A 24,650-nucleotide genomic window follows, 5' to 3' on the forward strand; every position below is an offset into this window, starting at 1 on the left:
TTTGAGGCGCGTCTGGAATTCGAGGGGATCAAGCCATGCCCACCAGCATCAATCACCTCGCGCCGCCGACTGGCGGCATCGCCGACAACATTGCGGGCTTTGCGCGTGCGCTGCGCGCCGCTGGTCTGCCCGTGGGACCCGGCGCCGTCATCGACGCCATGACCGCGCTGGAAGCCATCGACATCGGCAAGCGTCCCGACGTCTTCACGACGCTCGAGTCCATCTTCGTCAAGCGCCACGAGCATGCGCTGATCTTTGCCCAGGCCTTCGACCTGTTCTTCCGTCCCGCCGAGGAATGGAAGTCGATGCTCGATTCGGTGCCGCTGCCGGACCACGCCAAGAAGAAGCCGCCGCCGGCCTCGCGCCGCGTGCAGGAGGCGATGTCGCAGCCGCAGATGCATGAGGAGCCGAAGGCGCAGGAGCAGGATCTGCGGCTGTCGGTGTCCGACCGCGAGGTGCTGCAGAAGAAGGACTTTGCCCAGATGAGCGCGGCCGAGATCGCCGAGGTCGCGCGCGCCATCGCCAAGATGCGGCTGCCGCAGGCCGAGCTGAAGACCCGCCGCCACACCACAGATCCCCGCGGCCACCGCATCGACATGCGCAAGACCCTGCGCCAGGCGCTGCGCACCGAAGGCGAGATCATCAATTTCCACCGGCTCGGGAGAATCGAGAAGCCGGCGCCGATCGTGGCGCTGCTCGACATCTCCGGCTCGATGAGTGAGTACACCCGCCTGTTCCTGCACTTCCTCCATGCGATCACCGATGCGCGCAAGCGCGTTTCGGTGTTCCTGTTCGGCACGCGCCTCACCAACGTCACGCGCGCGTTGCGGCAGCGCGATCCGGACGAGGCGCTGGCGAGCTGCTCGGCCAATGTCGAGGACTGGGCCGGCGGCACGCGGATCGCGACCTCGCTCGAGACCTTCAACAAGCAATGGGCGCGGCGGGTGCTCGGGCAGGGCGCCATCGTGCTCCTGATCTCCGACGGGCTGGAGCGCGAGGCCGACAGCAAGCTCGCCTTCGAGATGGACCGGCTGCACCGCTCCTGCCGCCGGCTGATCTGGCTCAACCCGCTGCTGCGCTATTCCGGCTTCGAGGCCAAGGCGCAGGGTATCAAAACCATGCTGCCCCACGTTGACGAATTCCGCCCGGTACATAACTTGACGTCGATCGAGACCCTGATCTCGGCGCTGTCCGCACCGCTGCCGCCGCATCAGCGCAGCGCGATCCGGCCCGCCGCCTGATCAGTCCGACAAGGAGATCGCCATGCTCAACCGCGACGAAGACATCCTCAAGGCAGCCGAAGACTGGCACAAGGGCGGACACGGCGTGGCGCTCGCCACCGTTGTCGAGACATGGGGCTCGGCGCCGCGCCCGGTTGGCTCCAACCTCGTGATCAACGACGAGGGCACGTTTTTGGGCTCGGTGTCTGGCGGCTGCGTCGAAGGCGCCGTGGTCACCGAGGCGCTCGATGTGATCTCCAGCGGGCAGCCCAAGATGCTGGAGTTCGGCGTCGCTGACGAGACCGCCTGGAATGTCGGTCTGTCCTGCGGCGGCACCATCCGCGTTTTCGTCGAGAAGGTGGGCTGATCCATGCAATTGTCGACACTGGCCGAGCTCAACGCCGAGCGCGCGGCACGCCGTCCGGCCATTCTCGTCACCGACGTCGCCTCGGGCGAGCAGCGCCTCGTGAAGGCTGCGGCCATCGCCCGCGATCCCCTGAGCGACGAGCTCGCCAAGCATCTGCGCATGGGCAAGAGCGGCATGGTGGAGGTCGCCGGCAAGCGGCTGTTCCTCAACGTCTACGCGCCCACAGCCAAGCTCGTCATCGTCGGGGCCGTCCATATCAGCCAGGCGCTGGCGCCGATCGCCAAGTCGCTCGGCTATGACGTCACCGTCGTCGATCCGCGCACGGCCTTCGCGAGCCCCGAACGCTTCCCGGACGTGCCTCTGATCGCCGAATGGCCCGACGTGGCGCTGCCGCCGCTCAACGTCGATCACTATACGGCTTTCGTCGCGCTGACGCATGATCCGAAGATCGACGATCCGGCGTTGCTGCACGCGTTCTCGCGCGACTGCTTCTATATCGGCGCGCTCGGCTCGCGGAAGACACATGCCAAGCGCGGCGACCGGCTGCGGGCGCAGGGCGCCAGCGATGCCGACATCGCCCGCATCCACGCGCCGATCGGCTTGGCCATCGGCGCGGTGTCGCCATCGGAGATCGCTGTCTCGATCATGGCCGAGATTACCGCGACGCTTCGCTTGCCGGCCAAGGAGAAAGAGCAGGCGGCATGAAGTTCGGTCCCGCCAGTCCGCATGACGCCATCGGCGGGGTGACCGTGCACACCCTGCGCAAGGGATCGTTGGTGCTCAAGAAGGGCACCTTGATCGGTTCCGCCGAGGTCGAGGCGCTGGTCAGGGAAGGCGTGAAGGAGATTGTCGTCGTCCGGCTCGAACCCGGCGATGTCTCGGAAGACGAAGCCGCCGCCGATGTCGCCAAGGTCGTGGCGGGCGAGGGCATTCACGTCGATCGCGCCTTCACTGGGCGCGCCAATCTGTTCGCGGCGCAGCCCGGCGTGCTGGTGATCGACCGTGCCGCGGTGGACCGGATCAACGAGATCGATGAAGCCATCACCTTTGCGACCTTGCCGGCTTTCAAGCCGGTCGTCGAAGGTGAGATGGTCGGCACCGTCAAGCTCATTCCATTCGGTGTGGAGGGCCGCCTGCGCGACGCCGCGGTCGCGGCGGCGGGCCAGGGTGCACTCAGCGTCGCGCCCTACATCATCAAGCGCGTCGGCGTGGTCTCGACGATCCTCCCTGGACTCGCTCCGAAGGTCATCGACAAGACGCTGCGTGTCACCGCTGAGCGCCTGGCGCCGGCGGGAGCCAGCATCATCGCGGAGCGTCGTGTGCCGCATGAGCAGGCCGCGCTGGCCGCCGCGATCCAGGAGCTGCTGGGGCTCGGCGCCGAGCTCGTGATCGTGTTCGGCGCCTCCGCCATTGCCGATCGCCGCGACGTGATCCCGGCCGCGATCACCGGCATCGGCGGCGCCATCACCCATTTCGGCATGCCGGTCGATCCCGGCAATCTGCTCTTGATCGGCAGCGCCGGCGGCGTGCCGGTGCTCGGTGCGCCCGGCTGCGCGCGCTCGCCGGCCGAGAATGGTTTCGACTGGGTGCTGATGCGGCTGCTCGCCGGCATCAAGGTCAGCCGGGCCGAGCTGACGTCCATGGGGGTCGGGGGCCTGCTAATGGAGATCGTGACGCGGCCGCAGCCGCGCGCCAAGCCCGAGGAGACCGAGGGCGAACGCAAGGTCGCCGCCATTGTCCTCGCCGCTGGACGCTCGACCCGCATGGGCGGGCCGAATAAGCTGCTGGCCGAGCTCGGCGGCAAGAAGCTGGTGCGGACCGTGACCGAGCAAGCACTGGCTTCGAAGGCCGCTGAGGTCATCGTCGTCACCGGCCATCAGGCCGACCTGGTCGAGCAGGCGCTGTCCGATCTCAAGGTCCGCTTCGTCCGCAATCCCGATTTCGCCGGCGGCTTGGCCAGCTCCGTGAAAGCAGGCGTCGCCGCGGTGTCGGACGCGGTCGATGGCGCCGTGGTCTGTCTCGGCGACATGCCGATGGTGTCGTCCGATCTTCTCGACCGCCTGATCGGCGCTTTCGCGCCCGATCGCGGCAATTTGATCGTCGTGCCCGTGTCCGAAGGCCGCCGTGGCAATCCCGTGCTGTGGTCGCGCCGCTTCTTCGCCGAGCTGATGACGCTCGACGGCGACGTCGGCGCGCGGCATCTGATCGCCAAGCACACCGAGGCCGTCGCCGAGGTGCCGGTCGATGGCGACAGCGCCTTCCTCGACATCGACACGCCGCAGGCGCTGGAAGCCGCGCGGCGCGGGTGAAAGTAGGGTGAGCAAAGGCGCGCCCGTGCTCTCTCGCCGTGCGAGATTGCATTGGCGCCGTGCCCACCATCTCTCCGAGAATTCGGCGGCCAGCAGTGGCACGGGCCGCCTTGCGGTGTCGCTTTGCCCAACCCGCGCGATCTCATCTCAACCTCTCATTCACCAAGTCTCAACGACCCCCGGCTAGATTTGCCGACATTGGGCCTCGGGGGAGGAGAGATTGATCATTTCGACCGTCGCGCGACGTCTCGCGCTGTTTGCATTTGGACTGACCGTCCTCGTCGGCGCCGCGCGCGTCGCGACCACCGGCGCGATTAGCCCGGCGCACGCCGCCGGCGCCTTCGCCATCGGCCAATGCGCCGCCTATGGCCAGGCCTTCGACTATCCGGCGGAACATCTCGCCAAGGCCGCGGCGCTCAAGCAGTGCAAGGGCGAATGCACCGCCGTGACGATGAAGAAGGCCTGCGCCGCATTCGCCGTGGACCTCACCAATCCATGCGGCCCACATGGCTATGCGGTGCGGCCGAAGATCTCCGCTTCGCTCAATGAAGCGACGCGCGAGTGCTACAAATTCGGCGGCAAGGAATGCGTGATCCGCGCCTGGGTGTGCGACGCCAAGGGCTGATGGCTCTCACGGCTGCATAGCGCGCCCGGTTCCTGCACGCGTCACTATCAATCAAAGCTTCACGCCCGGAATGGCCTTGCTATTCTGGGCGTCCGCATATTTGGAATTGGAAGTGACATGCAATTCGACACCAAGATCGCGCTCATCATCCGCAACGATCTCGAAGCCTGGCAGAAGCTCAACGTAGCGGCGTTCCTTGCCAGCGGCATCGCGGCTGCGTTCCCCGAGTGCATCGGTGCGCCCTATGAGGATGGCTCGGCGACGAGCTATCACGCGCTGATCGGCCAGCCGATCCTGATCTACGGCGCGCCCGACAACGCAGCCTTGGCGCGTGCGCTGGATCGTGCGCTGACACGCAACGTGAAACCGGCGCTCTACACCGAGGATATGTTCAAGACCACGCATGACGAGGCCAACCGCGCAGCGGTGAAAGCGGTGGCGCGCACCGATCTCAATCTGGTGGGTCTGGCGTTCCGTGCCGATCGCAAGGTGATCGACAAGGTCGTGGACGGCCTGAAGTTTCACGCGTGATGGCAATACGCGCGAGCGTCGCGCCGTCATGAAACTGTTACATGCTGCGCATCAAAGCAGCATCGTCCTTTGATACCGATCAAGACCGGACAACTTCGGGCTCGTTAGTTTGCGCCTCAACATCAGGAGCAGACCGATGCAGACCATGAAAGCCGCCGTCGTCAAAGCCTTTGGCAAGCCGCTCGTCATCGAGGACGTGCCCGTGCCGGCGCCCGGGCCGGGCGAATTGCTGGTGAAGGTGAAGGCGTGCGGCGTCTGTCACACCGACCTCCATGCCGCCTCCGGCGACTGGCCGGTGAAGCCGACGCCGCCTTTCATTCCTGGCCACGAAGCGGCTGGCGTGGTCGCTGCGCTTGGTGCTGGGGTCACCGACTTCAAGATCGGCGACGCCGTCGGCGTCGCGTGGCTGCATGATGCCTGCCTGCGCTGCGAATATTGCGAGACCGGCTGGGAAACGCTGTGCGAGCATCAGCACAACACCGGCTATAGCGTGAACGGTGGATTCGCCGAGTACGTCATCGCATCCGCAGCGTTCGCCGCGCGCCTGCCGGCCAACATCAACTTCGCCAAGGTCGCGCCGATCCTGTGCGCTGGAGTCACTACCTACAAGGGCCTGAAGGAAACCGATGCGCGCCCCGGCGAGTGGGTCGTCATCTCAGGCGTCGGCGGCCTCGGTCACGTCGCCATCCAGTATGCGAAGGCGATGGGGCTGAAGGCGATCGGCCTCGACATCGCCGAGGACAAGCTCAAGCTGGCGCTGGAGGCCGGCGCCGAGCACGCGGTCAATGCGCTCGACAAGGATGCCGTGGAGCGTGTCATTGCGATCACCGGAGGAGGGGCACACGGCGTGCTCGTCACGGCCGTGTCGACACCGGCCTTCGCGCAGGCGCTGAAGATGGTCCGCCGCAAGGGGACGGTCAGCCTGGTCGGCCTGCCGCCCGGCGAATTCCCGACGCCGATCTTCGACGTGGTGCTGAAGCGCATCACCGTGCGCGGCTCCATCGTCGGCACCCGCCGCGATCTCGACGAAGCCATCGCCTTCGCCGCCGAAGGCAAGGTCAAGGCCGAGGTGACCACGGCGCCGCTGTCTGAGATCAACACCATCTTCGACCGGATGAAGGCCGGCAAGATCGACGGCCGCGTGGTGCTGGATTTCACCTAGACGAATACTTCCGAAGTTCTGGCAGGAAGTCCTGTCGCATTGATCACGTCGGCCCGGCTGTCATCGTCCGCGAAAGCGGACGATCCAGTACGCCGTGACACCTCGGTGAATCTCTTCTGCCGCAGAGTACTGGATGCCCGCTTTCGCGGAGCATGACAGGGGTGGAGAGGGCGAGAGCTCGACCCGGAGAGAAGATGCGGATTCTGCGGCCGGCGGGGCGGGGGGCCTCCGAAGTACTCTTGACATGACTGACCAGTCAGTCATAAATGATTGATGTCTAGAGCAGCCGAAGAGCGCAAATCGCGTTCGACCTCCGCCGCCTCCCGCGCCGATCGGGCGGCCGAGCGCCGCGCAGCGATCGTGCAAGCCGCGATGGACGAGTTCATCGCGCGCGGCTTTGCAGCGACGCGCCTCGACGACATCGCCAAGCGGGCGGAGGTCGCCAAGGGCACGATCTATCTGCACTTCAAGGACAAGGAATCGATGTTCGAGGAATTGATCCGGACTGCGATCGTGCCCTTCGTCGGCCGTTTGGCCGCGCCGCCGCCGGTGGGCGGCTCGGTGCGCGACATGGTGGAAGCCTTGGCGCGGATGTTCCTCCAGGAGATCGCCGGCACGCGGCGGGCCGATCTCGTCCGCCTCATCATTGCGGAGGGTCCGCGCTTCCCGGCGATCGCCGACTTCTACTATCGCGAGGTCGTCTCGCGCGGTCTCGCCGCCATGCGCACGCTGATCCAGCTCGCGATCACCCGCGGCGAAATCCGCGAGCCCAAGCTCGTGCAGCACCCGCAGCTGATGATCGCGCCGATGATGGTCGCCGTGATCTGGAAAAGCCTGTTCGAAGCGCACGCGCCGCTCGATGCGGAAGCGATGCTGCAGACGCATCTCGATCTGATCTTCGGGCCGAGGAGGCCGGCATGAGCCTGCTGCATTGCCTCGCCGTGCTGGTCACGGCGTTCAGCTTCGACGGCTGCAAGGAGACGCGCGATCCCGGCTACCAGGGCTGGGTCGAGGCCGACATGATCTTCGTCAGCCCGGACGAGGCGGGGCGCGTCACCAAACTCGGCGTCCGCGAAGGCGACGAGGTCAAGGTCGGTGATCCCCTCTATTCGGTCGACGACGATCTGCAGCAGGCCGATCTCAACCAGACCAAGGCGACGCTCGCCAACGCGCAGCAGACCTATGACCGTGCCGCCACGCTGAGCAAGACCGGGGCGGGGACGCAGGCCACGCTCGATTCCGCCGTCTCGGCGCTGCGCATCGCCGAGGCGCATGTCGTCACCTCGCAGACGCGGCTGGCACGGCGCAAGGGCGTAGCGCCGGTCGCCGGCACCATCCAGCAGATCTACTTCCGCGAGGGCGAGATGGTCGCGGCGCAGCGGCCAGTGCTGTCGATCATGCCGCCCGGCAACATGAAGGTGCGCTTCTACGTGCCGGAGACGGACCTGCCGAAATTCGCGGTTGGTGACGAGGTGAAGGTCACCTGCGACAATTGCGCTGCCGATCTCACCGCGCGGGTGTATTTCCTGGCGACGACGGCGGAGTATACGCCGCCGGTCATCTACAGCCTCGAGGAGCGCAACAAGCTCGTCTACCTGATCCAGGCACGCCCCTCGCGGCCGGATGCGTTGCGCGTCGGCCAGCCCGTCAGCATCTATCCGAATCCGAAGACGCCGGTGGCGGACAAGCGATGAGCGCGGCCGGACCCGCCGAGATCGCGATCGACGTCAAGCGGCTGAGCAAGTCCTTCGACGGCCGCGAGGTCGTGCATGATCTGTCGATGCAGGTGAAGCGCGGCTCGATCTACGGCTTCCTCGGTCCGAACGGCTCTGGCAAGACGACGACCATCCGCATGCTCTGCGGCCTCTTGACCCCCGACAGCGGCGAGGGCACCTGCCTCGGCTTCGACATCCGCCGCGACGCCGACAAGATCAAGCGCCGTGTCGGCTACATGACGCAGCGCTTCAGCCTGTATCAGGACCTCTCCGTGCGCGAGAATCTGGAGTTCGTCGCGCGGCTCTACGGCATGCCCGATCCGCGCCGGGCCGCGCGTGACATGGTGCAGCGCCTCGGTCTCTCCGGCCGCGAGCGTCAGCTCGCCGGCGAATTGTCCGGCGGCTGGAAGCAGCGGCTGGCGCTCGGCGCCTGCACCTTGCCCAACCCGCAATTGCTGCTGCTCGATGAGCCCACGGCAGGCGTCGATCCCAAGGCGCGGCGCGACTTCTGGAACGAGATCCATGCGCTCGCCGGCGAGGGGCTGACCGTGCTGGTCTCGACCCACTACATGGACGAGGCCGAGCGCTGTCACGAGATCGCCTACATCGCCTACGGTCATCTGCTGGCGCACGGCACCGTCTCCGAGGTGATCGCGCAATCCGCGCTCACGACATACACCGTCAGCGGCGACGATCTGCGTACGCTCGCGGCTGATCTCGCCGGCAAGCCCGGCGTCGACATGGTCGCGCCGTTCGGCACCAGCCTGCACGTCTCCGGCCGTGACGCCAAAGCCCTGGACGCGACGATTGCGCCCTGGCGTGACAAGCCCGGCCTGCACTGGCAGCACGCCGCGCCGTCGCTCGAGGACGTCTTCATCGACCTGATGAACCGCTCGCGGGACAATTTCCAATGAGCGAGACCGCGCTCCAGCCCACGCCGCCTTCGCGCTTCGGCTTCTGGCGCCGCACTTATGCGATGCTGGTCAAGGAGTTCATCCAGCTGCGCCGCGACCGGGTGTCGTTCGCGATGATCGTGATGCTGCCGGTGATGCAGCTGATGCTGTTTGGCTACGCCATCAACACCACCCCGCACCATCTCCCCGCGGCGGTGCTGCTGCAGGAGGACAGTGATCTCGGCCGCTCGATCCTCAAGGCGATGGAGAACACGGCCTATTTCAGGTTCACGCGCGAGGTCACGAGCGTCGCCGAATTCGACGATCTGCTGCTGTCCGGCAAGGTCCTGTTCGGCGTCGAGATCCCGCGCGGCTTCGAGCGCGCCGTTCGCCGCGGCGACCGTCCGGCGCTGCTGGTCGCCGCCGATGCCACCGATCCGGTCGCAGCGTCCTCGGCGCTGTCCTCGCTCGGCACCATCGTGCAGACCGCGCTGTCGCACGATCTCTACACCGGCGATCCAGGCTCGCCGCCGTTCGAGATCCGGGCGCATGCGCGTTACAATCCGGCGGCCTCGTCGCGGCTCAACATCGTGCCGGGTCTCGTCGGCACCATTCTCACCATGACGATGCTGATCTTCACCGCGCTGTCGGTGACGCGGGAGATCGAGCGGGGCACGATGGAGAGCCTGCTGTCGATGCCGATCACCCCTGTCGAGGTCATGCTCGGCAAGATCATCCCCTACGTGATGGTCGGCTTCCTCCAGGCCACGATCATCATCGGCATCGGCGTGCTGCTGTTCGGCGTGCCGGTGATGGGCAGCCTGCTGCTGCTGGCGCTGCTGTCGACCCTGTTCATCGCGACCAACCTCTCGATCGGCTACACGTTCTCCACGCTGGCGCAGAACCAGTTGCAGGCGATGCAGCTGTCGATGATGTTCTTCCTGCCGAGCATTCTGTTGTCCGGCTTCATGTTCCCGTTTCTCGGCATGCCGCAATGGGCGCAGATCGTCGGCGAATGCCTGCCGCTGACGCACTATCTGCGCATCGTCCGCGCCATCATGCTGAAGGGCTCGACCTTGCCGAACCTGCAGCATGATACGATCGCCTTGTTCGGCCTCATGCTGTTCGCCATGATGGTCGCCGTGTTTCGCTTCCGCCGCACCCTCGATTGAGGCAAAATGGCCGCGGGGTGCAGGGGCGGTTGGGGCAGGATGACGATCTCGAGGGCGGGCAGCGGGAGTGATACGTCGGCGGCGGCTTCGGCGGAGTTCAACCGCGCGCTGATGCGCCAGACTTTGAGCACCGAACTGCTGCGCGCGAAGGCGCTGATCGCCACCGCAGGGCTGTTCCTCGTCGTCTCGATGCTCGTCGAGATCTTCGAACCGCGGATATCCGAGTGGATATGGCCGAGTCGCGTCGGGGTGCTCTACGTCTACGCGATCATCGTCGTCTTCATGGCCTTCGAGATTCTGATCCTGTTCAGGATCAAAGCCAACATTCGTCTGGGACGCGACGCACCCATCATTTTGCGCTATCTTAGCGCTCTGGTGGAGACGTCGATGCCAACGCTCGTGCTCCTGTTGCAGATCGAGGGCATCGGCCGCGACAAGGCGCTCGGCTTCGGCGCGCCTCTGGTCTATTTCATCTTCATCATCCTCTCGACGCTGCGCCTGGACTTTTGGCTGTCGAGCTTCACCGGCCTCGTCGCAGCGGTCGAATTGCTCGCCGTGGCCCTCATCCACCGTCCATCCATCGATGTCAGCCAGAATCCGGAGATCTATTATCACGGCGAGCGCAGCTTCATCGTCCTGCTGTGCGGCCTGCTCGCCGGGGCGGTGAGCGTGCAACTCCGCCGCCAGTTCGCCGCGAGCATCGAGGCCGCATCGGCCCGCGACCGTGTCACCGACCTGTTCGGGCAGCACGTCTCGCCGCAAGTCGTCGAACGTCTGATGAAAGAGGGCACGGCGGAAGCGCGTGACATTCGCGAGGTCGCCGTCATGTTCGTCGACTTTCGCGGCTTCACTGCCGCGGCGCGATCGCGGACGCCGCAGGAGGTCGTCGATCGGCTCGACGGCGCGTTCGCCGTGCTGGTCGAGATCCTCGAGCGCCACGGCGGGATCGTGAACAAGTTTCTTGGCGATGGATTTCTCGCGCTGTTCGGCGCGCCGTTCGAGTCGCGCGAGGCCGCGGTGCAGGCGGTCGCGGCGGCCCGCGAGATGGTGGCCGCGATGGAGCGCGTCAATGCCAGATCGCCCTGGCCGCTGCGGATCGGGATCGGGCTTCATCTCGGCGAGGTGGTGGCCGGCAGCATCGGTTCGCCGCGGCGCAAGGAATATACCGTGATTGGCGATACCGTGAACTTCGCCTCGCGCCTGGAGGGGTTGAACAAGGAGTTCGACTCGCAGTTGCTGATCTCGGCCGAGGTACGCCAGGCGGCTGGTGGCGAGGCGGAGGATGCGGTCTTCCACGGCGAGGTCTCGGTGCGCGGCTACGACCGCTCGTTCGAGGTCTGGCAACTGCATTAGAACCGATCGTTCATGCGGCTGACGGCCGCGCGGCATCGGCGATTTACATCGCGGAGGCTCCGCGTTTAACTGCGCGCCAATGAACAGGGCATCAGGAGGAAATGCATGACCCGAACCGGGACGTCGCTGTTGGCCGGGGTGAGCCTCGCCTGCGTGGCCGCCATGGGATCTGCGCGGGCCGAAGACTCTGGCTGCAGCAAGGTGACGGCTGAGGCACTGAAAGTGCCGGGCCTGACTCTGACCGGATCGAAGCTGCAGGAGGCGGCCGACGGACTGCCGCGTCACTGCATCCTTTCCGGCAAGGTCAACGAACGCACCGGCGTCGACGGCCACGCCTATGCGATCCAGTTCGAGATCCGTCTGCCGGAGACCTGGAACGGCCGTTTCCTGCACCAGGTGAATGGCGGAAATGACGGCGTGGTGGTGCCCGCGCTCGGCGACAAGGCCGATGGTCTCGTCAGCGGCGGCGTGACGCCGCTCGCCCGCGGTTTTGCGGTACTGTCGTCGGATAGTGGTCATTCGGGCAATGACCTCGCCAACAAGCCGCGTGGGCTCGCGGCCGGCTCTGCCTTCGGCCTCGATCCGCAGGCGCGGCGCGACTACGGTTATTCCGCCGACATCACGCTGGCGCCGATCGCCAAGGCGATCATCGCCGAGCACTACGGCAAGAAGCCGGATTATTCCTACATCGCCGGCTGCTCCAATGGCGGCCGCCATACCATGGTCGCGGCCGAGCGCATGCCGGAGCAGTATGACGGCTTCCTGGTCGGCAATCCCGGCTTCAACCTGCCGCGCGCGGCCGTGCAGCACGCCTGGGACGTGCAGGCGCTGACCAAGGCCGATGCCGACATCCGCAAGTCGATCACCCGCGAGGATGCCAAGCTGATCTCGTCCAAGATCATCGAGCTCTGCGACGGGCTGGATGGTGCGAAGGATGGGCTGACGGCCAATCTGAAGGCCTGTCAGAAGGCCTTCAACTTCGACAGCCTGCGCTGCGCGGCAGGCACCACCGAAGCCTGCCTGCCGGCGGCGAAGGTCGACGCGCTGAAGAAGGTGTTCGCCGGGCCGCAGAATTCCAAGGGCGAGCAGCTCTATTCGGACTGGCCGGTCGACGGCGGCGTCGGGACCGGCAATTGGCGGGCCTGGAAGGTCGAGAGTCCCGTGGCGCCGTGGAACAATTTGCCGATCATCGCCACCATGGGCGGCGCCTCGCTGAACTACATCTTCTCGACACCGCCGGTGGAGGTCGACGGCTCGCCCGACAAGCTGGTCGAGAAGCTGCAGGCCTATGACTTCGACAAGGACGCGCCGAAGATCTACGCCAAGGAGGGTCCGTTCACGGAGTCCGCGATGGACTTCATGGCGCCGCCCGCGGTCGACAACCCGACCCTGCCGGCGTTCCAGAACGGCGCGCGCAAGATGCTGATCTATCACGGCCAGGCCGATCCGGTGTTCTCGGTCAACGACACCATCCGCTGGTACGAGAAGCTTAACGCCAACGTTCAGGGCAAGGCCGACGGCTTTGCGCGCCTGTTTGCGTTGCCTGGCGAGACGCATTGCGGCGGTGGCGTCACCTTGGAGAAGTTCGATGCGCTGGGCGCGCTGATGGACTGGGTCGAGAAGGGCAAGGCGCCGGAGGCGATCACGGCTTCGGTCAATGCGGCCAACAAGGAGCTGCCGACGACGTGGAGCCAGCAGCGATCGCGGCCGCTGTGCCCCTGGCCGAAATTCGCGAAGTATGTGAGCGGCGACGTCGAACAGGCGTCCTCCTTCACCTGCGCCGCGGAGTAGCGGCCTACACTTGAGGCGCGACGAGGTTCTCCACCCGGACCTTGTCGCGCTCCTCGATGATCTCGGCGATCCATTGCCGATGGCAATGCGCGTGGTCCCGCTCGTAGCACAGCAGACACACCGGGCCGGCGGTCTTCACCAATGACGCCAGCTCGTCCATCTGCTCCTTGGCCTGCGGCGTCTTCAGATGCGCGCTGTAGATCTTGTGCAGCGTGTCGTAATGGCCGCTGCGCGCGGCCTCGCGGCCTTCCTTCGGAGTGCCCAGCCCACGCAGATGGACATAGGCGATGCCGCGCTCGTCGAGCCCGGCGGCGAGCTGGCTCTTGGAGAAGCCCGGCCGTCGTGATGCCGCGACGGCGCGGACATCGATCAGCAGCTTGACGCCGGCCGACTGCAGCTCGTCGAGCACCGCCTTGGCCGGCGTGTGCTCATAGCCGATCGTGAACAGGGTTTTGCTCTTGGCCATCACGCCCCTCCCGAACTAGCTCACACGCTCGATGAGCTCCATCGCACCGGCCGGCGCGCGCACCTTGCCCTCGTGGATGACGTAGGCGAACACGTCGCGCGGCGTCTTCTTCGCCGGCTTGTCGTCAACCCGCGGCAGATCGTCCGGTTCATCGCCCGCGGCCCACAGCTGCAGCCGCTTCGCCCAGGCATCGAGCTGCTTCGGCGGATAGCAGGTCTTCAGCTCATCATTGCCCTTCTGCAGTCGCGCATAAACGAAGTCGCCGGCAACGTCGGCGATCGCCGGATATTTGCCGTGCTCGGCGAACACCACCGGGGTTGCGAACTCGCGCAGCAGCTTGACGAACTCGGGCACGCAAAAACTGTCATGCCGGACCTCGACGACGTGGCGCAGCTTGCGGCCGTCGAGTTCGCGCGGCAGCAGCTCCAGGAACTTGCCGAAATCAGCCTCGTCGAATTTCTTGGTCGGCGCGAACTGCCACAGCACCGGACCCAGCCGGTCGCCCAGCTCGAGCACGCCGGTGTCGTAGAAGCGCTTCACGGAATCCCCGGCCTCCGCGAGCACCTTGCGGTTGGTTGCGAAGCGCGGCCCCTTCAGCGAGAAGATGAAGCCATCGGGCACCTCGCGCGCCCATTTGCGAAAGCTCTCCGGCTTCTGCGAACCGTAATAGGTGCCGTTGATCTCGATCGAGGTCAGCTTGGAGGCGGCGTATTCCAGCTCCTTCGCTTGCGGCAGCTTGTCCGGATAGAACACGCCGCGCCAGGGCGCGAAGGTCCAGCCGCCGATGCCGATGTAGATGTGGCTCTTGGATTGCGAGGCGCGTGCAGGAGCTTTGCTCACGAACCGGTTCCGTTGCTGATGGCCGAGGGGGTTGCGGGTAGGACAGTAGTCAACCCGGCCGGCTCTGGCCAGTTCGGCGGTGTTGCGCGGGCGCTCTTCCAGCGCTCGGAGCGCTCGTGTATCCAGGAAGCGGGCCGGGAAGGGGAGATGTGGCAATGAGAGCAGAATCGGTCGGCGGCGCGCTGGGCGCGATCGTCGCGGCTGCCGTGCTGGCGGCGGCCTTCTATTACGTGCCCGTCGGGCCGATGGCCCGTCCGGCGCAGCCGGCCAAGGTCGAGGTGCCGCAGACCCCGGTGCAGACGGTTCCCGTGGCGCCGGCCGTGCGCGGGCCAGTCGTGCGCGAGGTTCCGAACTAGGCGGAGTTTCGCGGGCCTTGAATTGCCGAGGAGCCACCCCATCTGGGTAGAGACGGTGACGTCGAGCTGTAACGGCTCCGGCACCAGGACGACCACGGCAGAGCGGCTGCGCCGGATGTACGCGCACCCTTTGTTTGTGGTCGTTGTCGTTTTCAGGGCCTTCGCACCCCGGCGGTGCAAGGCGGCACCACCCGCCGGCCTTTTTGCACCTCTGGCCGGCCGCCGCGCTTGGCAGTGCGGGATGCGGCAGATATACGCATCCGCACCATGAACCAAGCCATCCAGACGGCCTCGCCAGTGCTGCCGCAAACCGCTGATATTCCGATCGTTTCGGTCGTCGTCCCGACCTTCAACGAGCGCGACAATGTCACCACGCTGTACCGGCGGCTGGAGGCGGCGTTCAAGGACGTGCCGTGGGAGGTCGTGTTCGTCGACGACAACTCGCCTGACGGCACCTGGCAGGTGGTGCGCGAATTGTCGCGTGGCGACAACCGCGTCCGCTGCATCCGCCGCATCGGCCGCCGCGGCCTGTCCGGCGCGTGCATCGAGGGCATCCTCGCCGCCAGCGCGCCCTATGCCGCCGTGATCGACGCCGATCTGCAGCATGACGAGACTCAGCTGCCGAAGATGCTGTCGCTGTTGCAGAGCGGCGCGGCCGAGCTCGTGGTCGGCAGCCGCTACATCGAGGGCGGCAGCGCCGCGAGCTTCGACAGCAAGCGGGCAGGGGCCAGCGCCTTCGCCACCGAGATCGCGCGCCGCGCGCTCAAGGTCGAGGTCAACGACCCTATGAGCGGCTTCTTCATGATCCGCCGCGACCGCTTCGAGCAGATCGCGCCAAAACTGTCGACGCAGGGCTTCAAGATCCTGCTCGACATCATCGCCAGCGCTGAAGGTGGTCTCAAGACCGTCGAGGTGCCCTATACGTTCGGCTCGCGCCTGCATGGCGAGAGCAAGCTCGACTCGATGGTCGCACTCGACTTCCTCGGCCTCGTGCTGGCCAAGATGACCAACGACGTGGTGTCGCTGCGCTTCCTCTTGTTCGCCATGGTCGGCGGCACCGGTCTCGTCGTGCATCTGGCGACGCTCTTTCTCGGTCTCAATCTGTTGGATATGCCGTTCGCCGAAGCGCAGGCGCTCGGCGCCTTCGTGGCGATGACCTCGAACTTCATCCTCAACAACTTCCTCACCTATCGCGACCAGCGGCTGAAGGGCTTTGGCATCCTCCGTGGCCTGCTCGCATTCTATCTGGTCTGCTCGGTCGGCCTGCTCGCCAATGTCGGCGTCGCCTTTTCGGTCTATGACCAGGAGCCGATCTGGTGGCTGGCGGGCGCGGCCGGCGCGCTGATGGGCGTGGTGTGGAATTACGCGATCTCCGGATTGTTCGTCTGGCGCAAGCGATGAGCTCTGCGGCAGAGGCCGACGACACGAAGCTGGTCCGCAATGTCTGGCTGACCATCGCGGGCCTCGTCGTGCTCAGGCTGATTGCTGCCGCCGTCACGCCGATCACCTTCGACGAAGCCTATTACTGGATGTGGTCGAAGCATCTCGCCGGCGGCTATTACGACCACCCGCCGATGGTTGCGGTGGTGATCCGCCTGGGCACGCTGATCGGCGGCGACAGCGAGTTCGGCGTGCGCTGCGTGTCGATCCTGCTCGGCCTTCCCATGAGCTACGCGGTGTACCGCACGGCCGAAATCCTGTTCGGCAGCGCGCGGGGCGCCGCGACCGCGGCACTGCTGCTCAACGTCACGCTGATGGCCGCTGTCGGCACCTTGATCGTGACTCCCGATGCGCCGCTGCTGGTGGCCTCGAGCTTCGTGCTGTTCTTCTGCGCCAAAGTGCTGGAGACGGGCAGGGGCGTTTGGTGGCTTGCGGTCGGCGCTGCGGTCGGTGCCGCTTTGCTGTCGAAATACACCGCGCTGTTCTTCGGCGCCGCGATCCTGATCTGGCTCGTCGCCGTGCCGAAGATGCGGCCCTGGCTGGCCTCGCTTTGGCCCTATCTCGGGGGCGTCGTGGCGTTCGCGATCTTCTCGCCGGTCATCCTGTGGAATGCCGAGCATCAATGGGTGTCGCTGATCAAGCAGCTCGGCCGCGCCAGGGTGGAGGAGGTTCGTCCGGTCTACATCGCCGAGATCATTCCGACCCAGTTCGCTTTCGCCACGCCGCTGGTCTTCATCCTCGGCGTGATGGGCCTCTATGGACTGGCGCGCCGCCGGGCAGGGAGTGCTGCGGCGCGCGTGCTGATCGAGGCGATGGTCTGGGTCATCGTTGCCTATTTCGTCTGGCATTCGCTGCATGCCCGCGTTGAGGCCAATTGGTTCGCGCCGGTCTATCCGGCCTTCGTGGTGGCCGCAGCGGCGGCCGCCCGTCTCGTCGCATGGGGACCGCGCGAGCAGCGCACGGCGGCCTTCTGCCTGCGCTGGGCGCTGCCCGCCGGCGTCGTGATGTTCGTCGCCCTGATCGTGCAGGCCAATACGGGACTGCTCTCGGGCTACAAGCGCGACGCCACCGTGCGCAGCGTCGGCGTCGGCTGGCGGCCGCTCGCCGCCGAGATCGAGGCCGCGCGCGTCCGCGCCGGCGCAGCCTGCGTGCTCGCGATGGATTACGGCACCACCGCCTGGCTGTCGTTCTATTTGCCGCCGGGGACCTGCGTGCTGCAGCCGATCCAGCGCATCCGCTGGGTGAACTTCCCGGAGCCTGATCCGGCGAAGCTCGCGGGCACGCAATTGCTGGTCGACGAGGCGCAGATCGCATCGCGGTTCTACGTCACGAGCACGTTCGGCCGCGTCGAGAAGATCGGCGAGGCTCCGCGGATGCGCGGACCGCTGACCATCGAGACGTACGCCTTCACCACGCTCAGCCAGCCCAAAGGTGAGGTGCTCGACCGCACGCCGCCGCCGGAGCTGCAGCGCTGAGGCGCTGCTCAGGCCTGCTGTGGAATGATGTCCGCCAGCGCCTTGTCCCGGCTGTGGATCGCAACCATGTTGATGTCCGCGTCGACGGTCTTGTAGCCGCGGCGGTCGAGCCATTGCCGCAGCTGGTTCGCATCGGTCTTGATCTTCTCGATCATCATGATCGGCGTGCAGCGCTCGATCGTCGCCGCAGCCCCCTCCAGCGCCTCGATCTCCATGCCTTCGACGTCGAGCTTGATCAGGTCGCAGCGCGGCAGGTTGAAATCGTCCAGCGGCAGCTTGCGCACTTCGACGGTGTGGTTCGCATAGTCGATGGCCTGGCCGATGAACTCGGTATTCGGACGCTGGCGCAGTTCGAGGCTGCCGAAGCTCGACGGTGTCAGGTAGTTCGGGCTCGGGATATTCAGCACGCCTCCCTCCGAGGATACCGCGGCATGGATGGCGATCGCATTGAAGCAGTTGTTGATCGCGATGTTGCCGGCGAGCGCGTAGTAGATCCGCTCCTGCGCCTCGATCGACAGCACGGACCCCCAACCGTTCATCGCCTTCGCCCATTCGATGGTGTGGACGCCGATATTGGCGCCGCAGTCGATCGCCACGGCGCCGTCGCCATGATGCTTGCGACGCACGTGGAGCAGGCGAACGGCGAGATTCACCTCGGCCGGATCGAATGCGCCGGTCTGGAGGATCTGGTAGCCGACACCGTAGCCGCGGTTGGCGTCGACCATCCGGTAGTCGAGCCGGTTGACGATCATCGTCCCGTGATTGCTCGCGGCCAGAATGAAGGCCAGCTTCCGGTCGGGGATCTGCATGGAGTCCTCTCGTGTCGTCTGCGGCAGGGAGCGGACGCAATACGATGTGCCGACGGGGTGATGCAGAGAATCGTTCGCTACCATACTGCCGTTCACCGCCGAGCGCCGCACAATCCGGAATGCTACGGATGGGTGCCGGCGCAGCCGGCTGTGTCGCCGAGTCCGGACCGGCCGTGCGTGGACCGAGGTCGGCCACCTCGGCGTGTTTTTACGCGACCAATACTTGGACCGGCACCGCAGAAATCGTTGCGGCCGCGCGCGGGCAGGGCCCGTTGACCAGCGAAAACTGCGCAGGTTTACCCTGCCAATGCTTCGCAACGAGAGATCATCGACCGCACCCCTCCGCTCGAGCCCAATCGTTAACGCGGTCTGCGCTGTTTTACGGATTTGCCGGACGGTCGAATGCTGCCTCCCCGGAATCGCCCGGTGCGGCAATATTGCTGGGGTCTGCATTTTTGCCCTGTTTCCGCCCTCTTTGACGGCGAAACAGACCTTCATGGTTAACCCGCCCTTAATCTGCCAAAACTTAATCAGCATTTAACTAAAAGTCGCCTTAATGAAGCTTGGTGCTTCTGCGAGATGCAAGACGGGTGTCCGTGGCGCATCGCGCGAGAGTTTTCGAGTATTCGTTCGGGCGTGAGTGAATGAGTAAAAGTCGAGCTGCGTTGGCCGCACGAAACCGCAGGAAGTCCTCCCTGGTCGCTTTCTCTCACAAATTGATCGGTGGCGCGGCAGTCGCCTGCCTGATCGGCGGCTGCGCTGTGACGGTCTACACCAAGATCATCGCCGCCGATGCCTATCCGACTTTGGGTAGCATCGAGCAGGACGAGCCTGTCGTGGTGCGCCCGGCGCCGCGGATCGCGACGCGCAGCGCAGCAGATGCCGTCGGCGATGCCTTCTCCGCCTTCCCGGAAATGCCGGCCGCGACCACCACAGTGGCCGCCATCACGCCGCAGATGTTCAACGACCGCTTCGGCGCGGCTGTGCCGCAGGGCGTCGCCTCCAATGCGTCCGCGGGTGCGCCGCCGCTGCCCAGGCTTGCAGACGCCACACCCAAGCTGCCTGAGCTGAAGATGGCCGAAGCCAAGCCCGTCGAGCTCAAGTCGGCCGAGCCCACGAAGGCCGCCGAGACGCCGAAGAAGGACGTCCGACCGCCGATGCAACTGGCGCTCGCTAATACCAATCCGAAGCAGCCGCCGAAGCCGCAGGCTGACGCGCCGGCGCAGGCTGCCGAGGCCAACTCGAAGAGCGGCGGCTTCTCGCTGCGCGCGATGACCGAGCGCGCCAAGGCCGCTGTGATGTCGATCGCCGGCGAGCGCCACTCGATCCAGGAAAAGCTCTGGGGCAAGCCGGAGAACCAGGATGGCGGCCTGCTGGCCTATGCCTCGGCCGACTCCAACATCACGGCGTCGATCACCAAGGATCCGACCCGCGGTGGACGGCCGCCTTACGATTTGAGCACCGCAGTCTACGACATCTCGGCCAAGGCGGTGTACCTGCCTGACGGCACCAAGCTCGAGGCGCATTCCGGCCTCGGCGACAATCTGGACAAGCCGAGCTCGGAGAAGATCAAGATGCGCGGCGTCACCCCGCCGCACATCTATGAACTGAAGCCGCGCGAGGCGCTGTTCCACGGCGTGCCGGCGCTGCGCCTGAACCCGATCGGCGGCGAGGATGCCATCCACGGCCGCAACGGACTCTTGGCGCACACTTTCATGCTTGGCCCGAACGGCGACTCCAACGGCTGCGTCTCGTTCCGCGACTACTACGCCTTCCTCGATGCCTACAAGAACAAGGGCATCCGCAAACTCGCCGTGCTCGCCCGCATCGACTGAGCCGGGCAGGGGGCGACAAGGCGTCGTCGTCCTCACAATCAACTCAGTGTCGTAGGGTGGGCAAAGGCGCGGCTCAACTCGCGCCTCGCGAACACTGTTAGTTGACGCCGTGCCCACCATCTTTTGATAAAGCCTGCTGCTCGACGGTGGCACGCTGCCGCCTTCGGCGGCTGCTTTGCCCACCCTCATATGGGGTCTTGTGAGTCAAGGCTCTATGATAGGTTGGGGGCTGCTTTCGTTCGTATCCTTGAGGCGGACTGGTTGGTGGAGCAAAGCCGACGGCCGCGCGCTCTCCATATAGCGCTGTAGCGGACGGCGGCTTTGCGGTTGGCATGGCGATGCCGGCCTGGGTATCGGCGGTCTACGGTCGAGGACTGGCTTCGAAGATCCTGCAGCTTGTCCGCTGCATCACCTCATATCCGGTCGGATGATGACGGCATCCGAGCCCATGTTCCGCATGCTTGCGGCGAGAAGCCAGGAGGATGAGACCTATCTACAAGACGGCTGGTGGTACAGCCCTAGGGTGGCACGGTCATCATCCATCCTCGCAAGACCGCGGCGAGCCGCGGGCCTGATCGCAAATCCGTCTTTAGGCCTTCATCAGCGCGTCCTCAGGCACCAGGCCGGTCTCGAGATAGCGCCACAGCGCCACGATGAGCTTGCGCGCCAGGGCCACGATTGCGATGCGCCTGGCACGCTTGCCGGCGTTGAGCGTGCGGGCCCTGAACCATCGGCTGAGCGCGCTGTCCGGCTGATGAAGGATCCAGAGCCAGGTCAGCTCGATCGCCTTCTGACGGACGTGCGGATTGCCCGCCTTGCTGATGCCCTGCTCGCGATCGATGCCGCCGCTCTTCCATGGGCTCGGCGTCAGGCCGCAATAGCTCGCGACCTCGCGCCGGTTGCGGAACTCCTTGTAGAACAGCTCGCCGGCCAGGGTGGTGGCAAACGCCGGTCCGACACCCTTGAGCCGCTGCAGCTGCTCCCGCCGCGTGGCCATTCTCGCGGGAACGGCAGAGGCCTGCGTCGTATCCTGGCTCTGCTCCAACGCCGCGAGCTGCTCGCGCACCAGCATCAGACGCGCGTGCTCGCGCTTGACCTCGGCCATGACATGGGGCGGCAGCGGCTGGTCCTGCCAGTCACGCTGTTGCTCCAGCCAGGTGAGCCAGTTGCGGCGGCGCGGGTTGCCGACCTGAAGCCCGGACAGCCGCAGCAGCGCCTTGATCCGGTTGGTATGGGCAGTCTGCTCGGTGACCAATCGGTCGCGCTCGCGGCTGATCCGCCGGGCGTCCTCCTGCTCGACTGTCGGCACCCGGACGATCCGGACTACCCGCGGCTCTCCGCGCAAATGGGCCATCAGCGTCCGCAGCAGCAACTCGCCGTCGATCCGGTCGGTCTTCGCCCGCCGCGCCCGCTGCTCGACCGCGATGCTGGCCGGGTCGAACACCAGATTGTCGATCCCAGCCGCCACCAGCAGCCGGTGCAGCCAGAAGCCGTCATAGCCGGCCTCGTAGCAACTCGCCACGCGCGGCTCCGATCCGAGCTTCTGCGCCGCCCGGACCCGGATCTTGGCGATCAACGCTAGCAGGCCGGCGTGATCGCCGCCCTCCAGCTTGTAGCGCGACATGCGCCCCTGATCGGGACTGTGCACCGTGATCAGCCAGGTCTTCTGACTGAGTTCAATCGCAGCGAAAATTGTGCCAATGTTTGCCGCGGTGGGCGCGCCAAAAGTCAATATCTGCATCTGACTCTCCGAGGGTTCGAGTGTGGAAACCCAAACCTATCGGAAGGGCTCGCTCACCGCTCCCCCATGGAATCTACGAATTTCGTATCCAGTAGTCGCGACATCTCGTTCTCGCGGCGGATGACGCCCGAGTTTTGCTGATCACATCGCCCTCGATTTCGTTGAGAGGGCGCGGGGAATGCCGGGTGAGGGCCTCACCCATGGCCCGCCTGCAACAAGAAAAGCAGGCGGCAGTCACCACAGGTTCAGCCGGACACTCCGGCATTCCCCGCGCGATGGATTGACGGCTTATACGTGGTCTCCCTGGTGCGCCGGCTGTCTGGCCACCATCGGTCGGAGCATGTCGGGCTCTCGACCTTGACACCAGCTTCGGGGTGTCAGGACATCACGACTTCGCCGTGCGCACCGGATCGTTCGTCCGCATGATCAGATCACGCTGCGACCGGCGCGCCCACCGCATCCCGCCCTCCACGTTCGTGACGATCGCGAAGCGTCCCTCTCATGAGGACGGGACGCGACTAGATTGCACGATTTCCGATTTTTGGAAATAGCAATATTTGCGGCGGCCGGTTCGGAGCCGTTGATCCCGTTGAGCGACCTCAACAAATGAGTTCTTTTCCGCACGCGTTTTCGGCTCTCGAGCAGGGCTGCGGGGCTCCTGATCAGGACAACCTCGCAACTGATTTGCCCGACGGGCCGTTTCATTGTTGCAACTTCGTCGCGGTGCGCAGGCGAGCAGCGCTCGCGTCCCATGCTCCGGCCTTGACGGCTTCGGGAAATTCTGCGCATAGCTCTGCCCCATCGAAACGGACCGCCGCTGTCTGGCGCTCCCTTGAGGACCACGACCGTGTTGAGCCTGAGCTCACATCTCGCGAACACCCCCGCCAACGAACGGCCATTCACCTGGTCGCGCGGTTGGTTCGGCATGTCGTTTGGCATGGGCGTCGCCTGTCAGGGTCGTGACCATCTCGCGCTATTCCCGGCCAAACCGGGACTTCGAATTCCAGCAGAAATGTAGTCCGCGGCGGGATCTCACCCTCCGCACATCGAGCGGAGGGTCCGATGACCCGCATGACGAGCCAAGACTCCAAACAAGACTCGACGCAAGATCCCGAGATTTGCGACCACGCGCGAGCGCTGTCCTCACCGGTGGCGCTTGCCTTCGTGCGCATCGCGATGGCCTGCCGCGGCGTCAGCGAGGCCACTGCGCAGCAGATCTATCTCGACTACATCCATGGCTCTGCGAGCGAGCACGCGCCTGACGACGTCCGCTGTCCCGCGGGGCATCAGCATCAATGAGCCGGCCAGTGCCGAGAAAGGAGGTCGATGATGTCAGCAACACACCCTGCGCTCGTGCTCAACGCCGACTTCCAGCCGCTGAGCTACTTCCCGCTGTCGGTGGTCAGCTGGGAGGATGCGATCCGGGCGGTGGTCAGCGGCTCTCACGTGGTGGTCGCGGAATACGACCGGGTTGTCCGCAGCCCGAGCGTCACCATGCGGCTGCCGTCGGTGGTCGCGCTGCGCGACTATGTGAGGCCTGCGATGCGCGTGCCGTTCACGCGCTTCAACGTGTTCCTGCGCGACCGCTTCGAATGCCAGTATTGCGGTGGCCGTTATCTCCACGGTGAGCTGACGTTCGACCACGTCGTGCCACGCGTCGATGGCGGCGAGACGTCGTGGACCAACATCGTCGCGGCCTGCAGTCCCTGCAACGCGCGCAAGGACCGGCGCTACGTCAAGCCGCGACGGTCGCCGTTCGAGCCGACGCGGCACGAGCTGATGGCCGCACAACGCCTGTTCCCGCCGCGTTTCCTGCATGAGACATGGCAGGATTATCTCTACTGGGACGTGGAGTTGGAGCGGTGATGACAAGCAAGCCGGCGTCGTGATCGACGCCGGCTTGCACTTGTGTCTTCCGGGGTACGCGCTGCGTGCGCCAAATAGGGATACGGGCGGCGTCTGCGCTCGTCACGAAGAATACAATCAGAATGTTCGAGGTAGCTACAAACTAACACTTGCTAGATCGTATCAGTTGATCTATGTGCACGGTCCTTCACTTCGGACATGGGTTCGGGCTCGCTGAGATCCCGACTGGTGCGTGCCGGTCTCCGGTGGCGTATTCCGCTGAAAGTGAGGATGCGCGTCGAAGCTCATGGTGAGCATCGGGTGAGAGCCTGACGGCATCGGTTCGATTCCGATCGGCACACAAATGGATAGCTCAGTTGGTTAGAGCAGATGACCATGAATCATCCTGTCGCGGGTTCAACTCCCGCTCCAGCGCTACGGTTTAGCCTGAAAAGCTAATCACCTCTGACGAGGACCGGGCGCGCGCTTCAGTCGCAGTCCGGCCGTTTTGCTCGAAAGAGCAGTTCGACCAGATCAGGACACTGCAGGACCGGCTCTGTGCTGCGGCGGATACCGCGCCGGGTGTTGTCGGGATGGCAGCGTATCGACGTCTTCGCGCGAGCGGGGCGATCGTGCGTGTGCACCCGGCCGCATTCGGCCCTCAAGCCGCGGCCCGCGCGGTTCACGCAGGAAGCGCCGTCCGGT

General features: G+C 65.5%; 23 protein-coding genes and 1 tRNA gene. 20 read left to right on the forward strand and 4 right to left on the reverse strand.

Annotated features, from left to right (window positions below):
- The first annotated feature begins 35 nt into the window (after positions 1–35).
- The 13 genes from BRAD285_RS11365 (at position 36) to BRAD285_RS11425 (ending at position 13,138) form a co-directional block, all read left to right on the forward strand.
- Positions 36–1,241 (forward strand): VWA domain-containing protein, encoded by a 1,206-nt coding sequence (locus BRAD285_RS11365; RefSeq protein WP_006612354.1) that lies wholly within the window; start codon positions 36–38, stop codon positions 1,239–1,241.
- Between the two features lie 22 nt (positions 1,242–1,263).
- Complete coding sequence (locus tag BRAD285_RS11370; RefSeq protein ID WP_006612353.1) at positions 1,264–1,587, forward strand: XdhC family protein; 324 nt, start codon at positions 1,264–1,266, stop codon at positions 1,585–1,587.
- A gap of 3 nt (positions 1,588–1,590) precedes the next feature.
- Positions 1,591–2,292, forward strand: coding sequence for an XdhC family protein (locus BRAD285_RS11375; RefSeq protein ID WP_006612352.1), 702 nt, complete (start codon positions 1,591–1,593; stop codon positions 2,290–2,292).
- Complete coding sequence (locus BRAD285_RS11380; protein WP_006612351.1) at positions 2,289–3,896, forward strand: NTP transferase domain-containing protein; 1,608 nt, start codon at positions 2,289–2,291, stop codon at positions 3,894–3,896. The genes BRAD285_RS11375 and BRAD285_RS11380 overlap by 4 nt, the downstream gene beginning before the upstream one ends.
- 220 nt (positions 3,897–4,116) lie before the next feature.
- The gene (locus BRAD285_RS11385) at positions 4,117–4,521 is read left to right on the forward strand and encodes a DUF4189 domain-containing protein (RefSeq protein WP_006612350.1); all 405 of its coding nucleotides are present in this window, start codon (positions 4,117–4,119) and stop codon (positions 4,519–4,521) included.
- A 117-nt stretch (positions 4,522–4,638) separates the two neighbouring features.
- Positions 4,639–5,052, forward strand: a complete 414-nt coding sequence (locus BRAD285_RS11390; protein ID WP_006612349.1) for a DUF2000 family protein — start codon at positions 4,639–4,641, stop codon at positions 5,050–5,052.
- A 136-nt stretch (positions 5,053–5,188) separates the two neighbouring features.
- On the forward strand, positions 5,189–6,214 hold the full coding sequence (gene adhP, locus BRAD285_RS11395; RefSeq protein WP_006612348.1) for an alcohol dehydrogenase AdhP: 1,026 nt from the start codon (positions 5,189–5,191) through the stop codon (positions 6,212–6,214).
- A 273-nt stretch (positions 6,215–6,487) separates the two neighbouring features.
- On the forward strand, positions 6,488–7,135 hold the full coding sequence (locus BRAD285_RS11400) for a TetR/AcrR family transcriptional regulator (RefSeq protein WP_035646661.1): 648 nt from the start codon (positions 6,488–6,490) through the stop codon (positions 7,133–7,135).
- Entirely contained in the window at positions 7,132–7,908 is a 777-nt protein-coding gene (locus BRAD285_RS11405) for an HlyD family secretion protein (RefSeq protein WP_006612346.1), read from the forward strand. The genes BRAD285_RS11400 and BRAD285_RS11405 overlap by 4 nt, the downstream gene beginning before the upstream one ends.
- Complete coding sequence (locus BRAD285_RS11410) at positions 7,905–8,843, forward strand: ABC transporter ATP-binding protein (RefSeq protein ID WP_006612345.1); 939 nt, start codon at positions 7,905–7,907, stop codon at positions 8,841–8,843. The genes BRAD285_RS11405 and BRAD285_RS11410 overlap by 4 nt, the downstream gene beginning before the upstream one ends.
- Complete coding sequence (locus BRAD285_RS11415; protein ID WP_006612344.1) at positions 8,840–9,994, forward strand: ABC transporter permease; 1,155 nt, start codon at positions 8,840–8,842, stop codon at positions 9,992–9,994. Before BRAD285_RS11410 ends, BRAD285_RS11415 begins: the two co-directional genes overlap by 4 nt.
- Before the next feature lie 39 nt (positions 9,995–10,033).
- Positions 10,034–11,347, forward strand: coding sequence for an adenylate/guanylate cyclase domain-containing protein (locus tag BRAD285_RS11420; RefSeq protein WP_006612343.1), 1,314 nt, complete (start codon positions 10,034–10,036; stop codon positions 11,345–11,347).
- 105 nt (positions 11,348–11,452) lie between these two features.
- Positions 11,453–13,138: a tannase/feruloyl esterase family alpha/beta hydrolase gene (locus tag BRAD285_RS11425; protein WP_006612342.1), complete on the forward strand. Its 1,686-nt coding sequence runs from the start codon at positions 11,453–11,455 to the stop codon at positions 13,136–13,138.
- A gap of 4 nt (positions 13,139–13,142) precedes the next feature.
- On the opposite strand, the gene BRAD285_RS11430 is transcribed toward BRAD285_RS11425, so the two are convergent.
- A complete protein-coding gene (locus BRAD285_RS11430; RefSeq protein WP_006612341.1) occupies positions 13,143–13,604 on the reverse strand; it encodes a DUF488 family protein in 462 nt (153 codons plus the stop codon).
- A 15-nt stretch (positions 13,605–13,619) separates the two neighbouring features.
- Positions 13,620–14,444 carry a DUF72 domain-containing protein gene (locus tag BRAD285_RS11435; RefSeq protein ID WP_006612340.1) on the reverse strand — a complete coding sequence of 275 codons (825 nt, stop codon included), beginning with the start codon at positions 14,442–14,444 and terminating at the stop codon, positions 13,620–13,622.
- A gap of 155 nt (positions 14,445–14,599) precedes the next feature.
- On the opposite strand from BRAD285_RS11435, the gene BRAD285_RS11440 reads away from it, so the two are divergent.
- The 3 genes from BRAD285_RS11440 to BRAD285_RS11450 all read left to right on the forward strand — a co-directional run bounded on the left by BRAD285_RS11440 (position 14,600) and on the right by BRAD285_RS11450 (position 17,715).
- Positions 14,600–14,800: a hypothetical protein gene (locus BRAD285_RS11440; RefSeq protein ID WP_006612339.1), complete on the forward strand. Its 201-nt coding sequence runs from the start codon at positions 14,600–14,602 to the stop codon at positions 14,798–14,800.
- A gap of 267 nt (positions 14,801–15,067) precedes the next feature.
- Positions 15,068–16,201: a glycosyltransferase family 2 protein gene (locus tag BRAD285_RS11445; protein ID WP_006612338.1), complete on the forward strand. Its 1,134-nt coding sequence runs from the start codon at positions 15,068–15,070 to the stop codon at positions 16,199–16,201.
- Positions 16,198–17,715: a glycosyltransferase family 39 protein gene (locus tag BRAD285_RS11450; protein WP_006612337.1), complete on the forward strand. Its 1,518-nt coding sequence runs from the start codon at positions 16,198–16,200 to the stop codon at positions 17,713–17,715. Before BRAD285_RS11445 ends, BRAD285_RS11450 begins: the two co-directional genes overlap by 4 nt.
- A gap of 8 nt (positions 17,716–17,723) precedes the next feature.
- On the opposite strand, the gene BRAD285_RS11455 is transcribed toward BRAD285_RS11450, so the two are convergent.
- Positions 17,724–18,524 (reverse strand): FkbM family methyltransferase, encoded by an 801-nt coding sequence (locus BRAD285_RS11455; protein ID WP_006612336.1) that lies wholly within the window; start codon positions 18,522–18,524, stop codon positions 17,724–17,726.
- A 644-nt stretch (positions 18,525–19,168) separates the two neighbouring features.
- Here BRAD285_RS11455 and BRAD285_RS11460 point away from each other — a divergent pair.
- Positions 19,169–20,359 carry a DUF2778 domain-containing protein gene (locus BRAD285_RS11460; RefSeq protein ID WP_006612335.1) on the forward strand — a complete coding sequence of 397 codons (1,191 nt, stop codon included), beginning with the start codon at positions 19,169–19,171 and terminating at the stop codon, positions 20,357–20,359.
- A 589-nt stretch (positions 20,360–20,948) separates the two neighbouring features.
- Here BRAD285_RS11460 and BRAD285_RS11465 read toward each other — a convergent pair.
- The gene (locus BRAD285_RS11465) at positions 20,949–22,100 is read right to left on the reverse strand and encodes an IS110 family transposase (RefSeq protein WP_006613004.1); all 1,152 of its coding nucleotides are present in this window, start codon (positions 22,098–22,100) and stop codon (positions 20,949–20,951) included.
- A 1,062-nt stretch (positions 22,101–23,162) separates the two neighbouring features.
- Here BRAD285_RS11465 and BRAD285_RS11470 point away from each other — a divergent pair.
- From BRAD285_RS11470 to BRAD285_RS11480, 3 genes are all read left to right on the forward strand, one after another.
- On the forward strand, positions 23,163–23,399 hold the full coding sequence (locus tag BRAD285_RS11470) for a hypothetical protein (RefSeq protein ID WP_006612122.1): 237 nt from the start codon (positions 23,163–23,165) through the stop codon (positions 23,397–23,399).
- Positions 23,400–23,429: 30 nt separating this feature from the next.
- Positions 23,430–23,966, forward strand: a complete 537-nt coding sequence (locus BRAD285_RS11475) for an HNH endonuclease (protein ID WP_006612121.1) — start codon at positions 23,430–23,432, stop codon at positions 23,964–23,966.
- A 341-nt stretch (positions 23,967–24,307) separates the two neighbouring features.
- Positions 24,308–24,378, forward strand: a tRNA-His gene (locus tag BRAD285_RS11480).
- Positions 24,379–24,650 lie beyond the last annotated feature (272 nt).

This window comes from Bradyrhizobium sp. ORS 285 (assembly GCF_900176205.1).
Classification (GTDB): Bacteria; Pseudomonadota; Alphaproteobacteria; order Rhizobiales; family Xanthobacteraceae; genus Bradyrhizobium.

What these genes read in the sequence shown, in the direction of transcription:
- BRAD285_RS11455 (WP_006612336.1), bottom strand. Translation starts at nt 18,524, where the DNA reads ATGCAGATCCCCGACCGGAAGCTGGCCTTCATTCTGGCCGCGAGCAAT.
- BRAD285_RS11445 (WP_006612338.1), top strand. Translation starts at nt 15,068, where the DNA reads ATGAACCAAGCCATCCAGACGGCCTCGCCAGTGCTGCCGCAAACCGCT.
- BRAD285_RS11405 (WP_006612346.1), top strand. Translation starts at nt 7,132, where the DNA reads ATGAGCCTGCTGCATTGCCTCGCCGTGCTGGTCACGGCGTTCAGCTTC.
- BRAD285_RS11415 (WP_006612344.1), top strand. Translation starts at nt 8,840, where the DNA reads ATGAGCGAGACCGCGCTCCAGCCCACGCCGCCTTCGCGCTTCGGCTTC.
- BRAD285_RS11425 (WP_006612342.1), top strand. Translation starts at nt 11,453, where the DNA reads ATGACCCGAACCGGGACGTCGCTGTTGGCCGGGGTGAGCCTCGCCTGC.
- BRAD285_RS11465 (WP_006613004.1), bottom strand. Translation starts at nt 22,100, where the DNA reads ATGCAGATATTGACTTTTGGCGCGCCCACCGCGGCAAACATTGGCACA.
- BRAD285_RS11370 (WP_006612353.1), top strand. Translation starts at nt 1,264, where the DNA reads ATGCTCAACCGCGACGAAGACATCCTCAAGGCAGCCGAAGACTGGCAC.
- adhP (WP_006612348.1), top strand. Translation starts at nt 5,189, where the DNA reads ATGCAGACCATGAAAGCCGCCGTCGTCAAAGCCTTTGGCAAGCCGCTC.
- BRAD285_RS11460 (WP_006612335.1), top strand. Translation starts at nt 19,169, where the DNA reads ATGAGTAAAAGTCGAGCTGCGTTGGCCGCACGAAACCGCAGGAAGTCC.
- BRAD285_RS11440 (WP_006612339.1), top strand. Translation starts at nt 14,600, where the DNA reads ATGAGAGCAGAATCGGTCGGCGGCGCGCTGGGCGCGATCGTCGCGGCT.
- BRAD285_RS11420 (WP_006612343.1), top strand. Translation starts at nt 10,034, where the DNA reads ATGACGATCTCGAGGGCGGGCAGCGGGAGTGATACGTCGGCGGCGGCT.
- BRAD285_RS11380 (WP_006612351.1), top strand. Translation starts at nt 2,289, where the DNA reads ATGAAGTTCGGTCCCGCCAGTCCGCATGACGCCATCGGCGGGGTGACC.
- BRAD285_RS11400 (WP_035646661.1), top strand. Translation starts at nt 6,488, where the DNA reads ATGTCTAGAGCAGCCGAAGAGCGCAAATCGCGTTCGACCTCCGCCGCC.
- BRAD285_RS11475 (WP_006612121.1), top strand. Translation starts at nt 23,430, where the DNA reads ATGTCAGCAACACACCCTGCGCTCGTGCTCAACGCCGACTTCCAGCCG.
- BRAD285_RS11430 (WP_006612341.1), bottom strand. Translation starts at nt 13,604, where the DNA reads ATGGCCAAGAGCAAAACCCTGTTCACGATCGGCTATGAGCACACGCCG.
- BRAD285_RS11450 (WP_006612337.1), top strand. Translation starts at nt 16,198, where the DNA reads ATGAGCTCTGCGGCAGAGGCCGACGACACGAAGCTGGTCCGCAATGTC.
- BRAD285_RS11375 (WP_006612352.1), top strand. Translation starts at nt 1,591, where the DNA reads ATGCAATTGTCGACACTGGCCGAGCTCAACGCCGAGCGCGCGGCACGC.
- BRAD285_RS11470 (WP_006612122.1), top strand. Translation starts at nt 23,163, where the DNA reads ATGACCCGCATGACGAGCCAAGACTCCAAACAAGACTCGACGCAAGAT.
- BRAD285_RS11410 (WP_006612345.1), top strand. Translation starts at nt 7,905, where the DNA reads ATGAGCGCGGCCGGACCCGCCGAGATCGCGATCGACGTCAAGCGGCTG.
- BRAD285_RS11390 (WP_006612349.1), top strand. Translation starts at nt 4,639, where the DNA reads ATGCAATTCGACACCAAGATCGCGCTCATCATCCGCAACGATCTCGAA.
- BRAD285_RS11365 (WP_006612354.1), top strand. Translation starts at nt 36, where the DNA reads ATGCCCACCAGCATCAATCACCTCGCGCCGCCGACTGGCGGCATCGCC.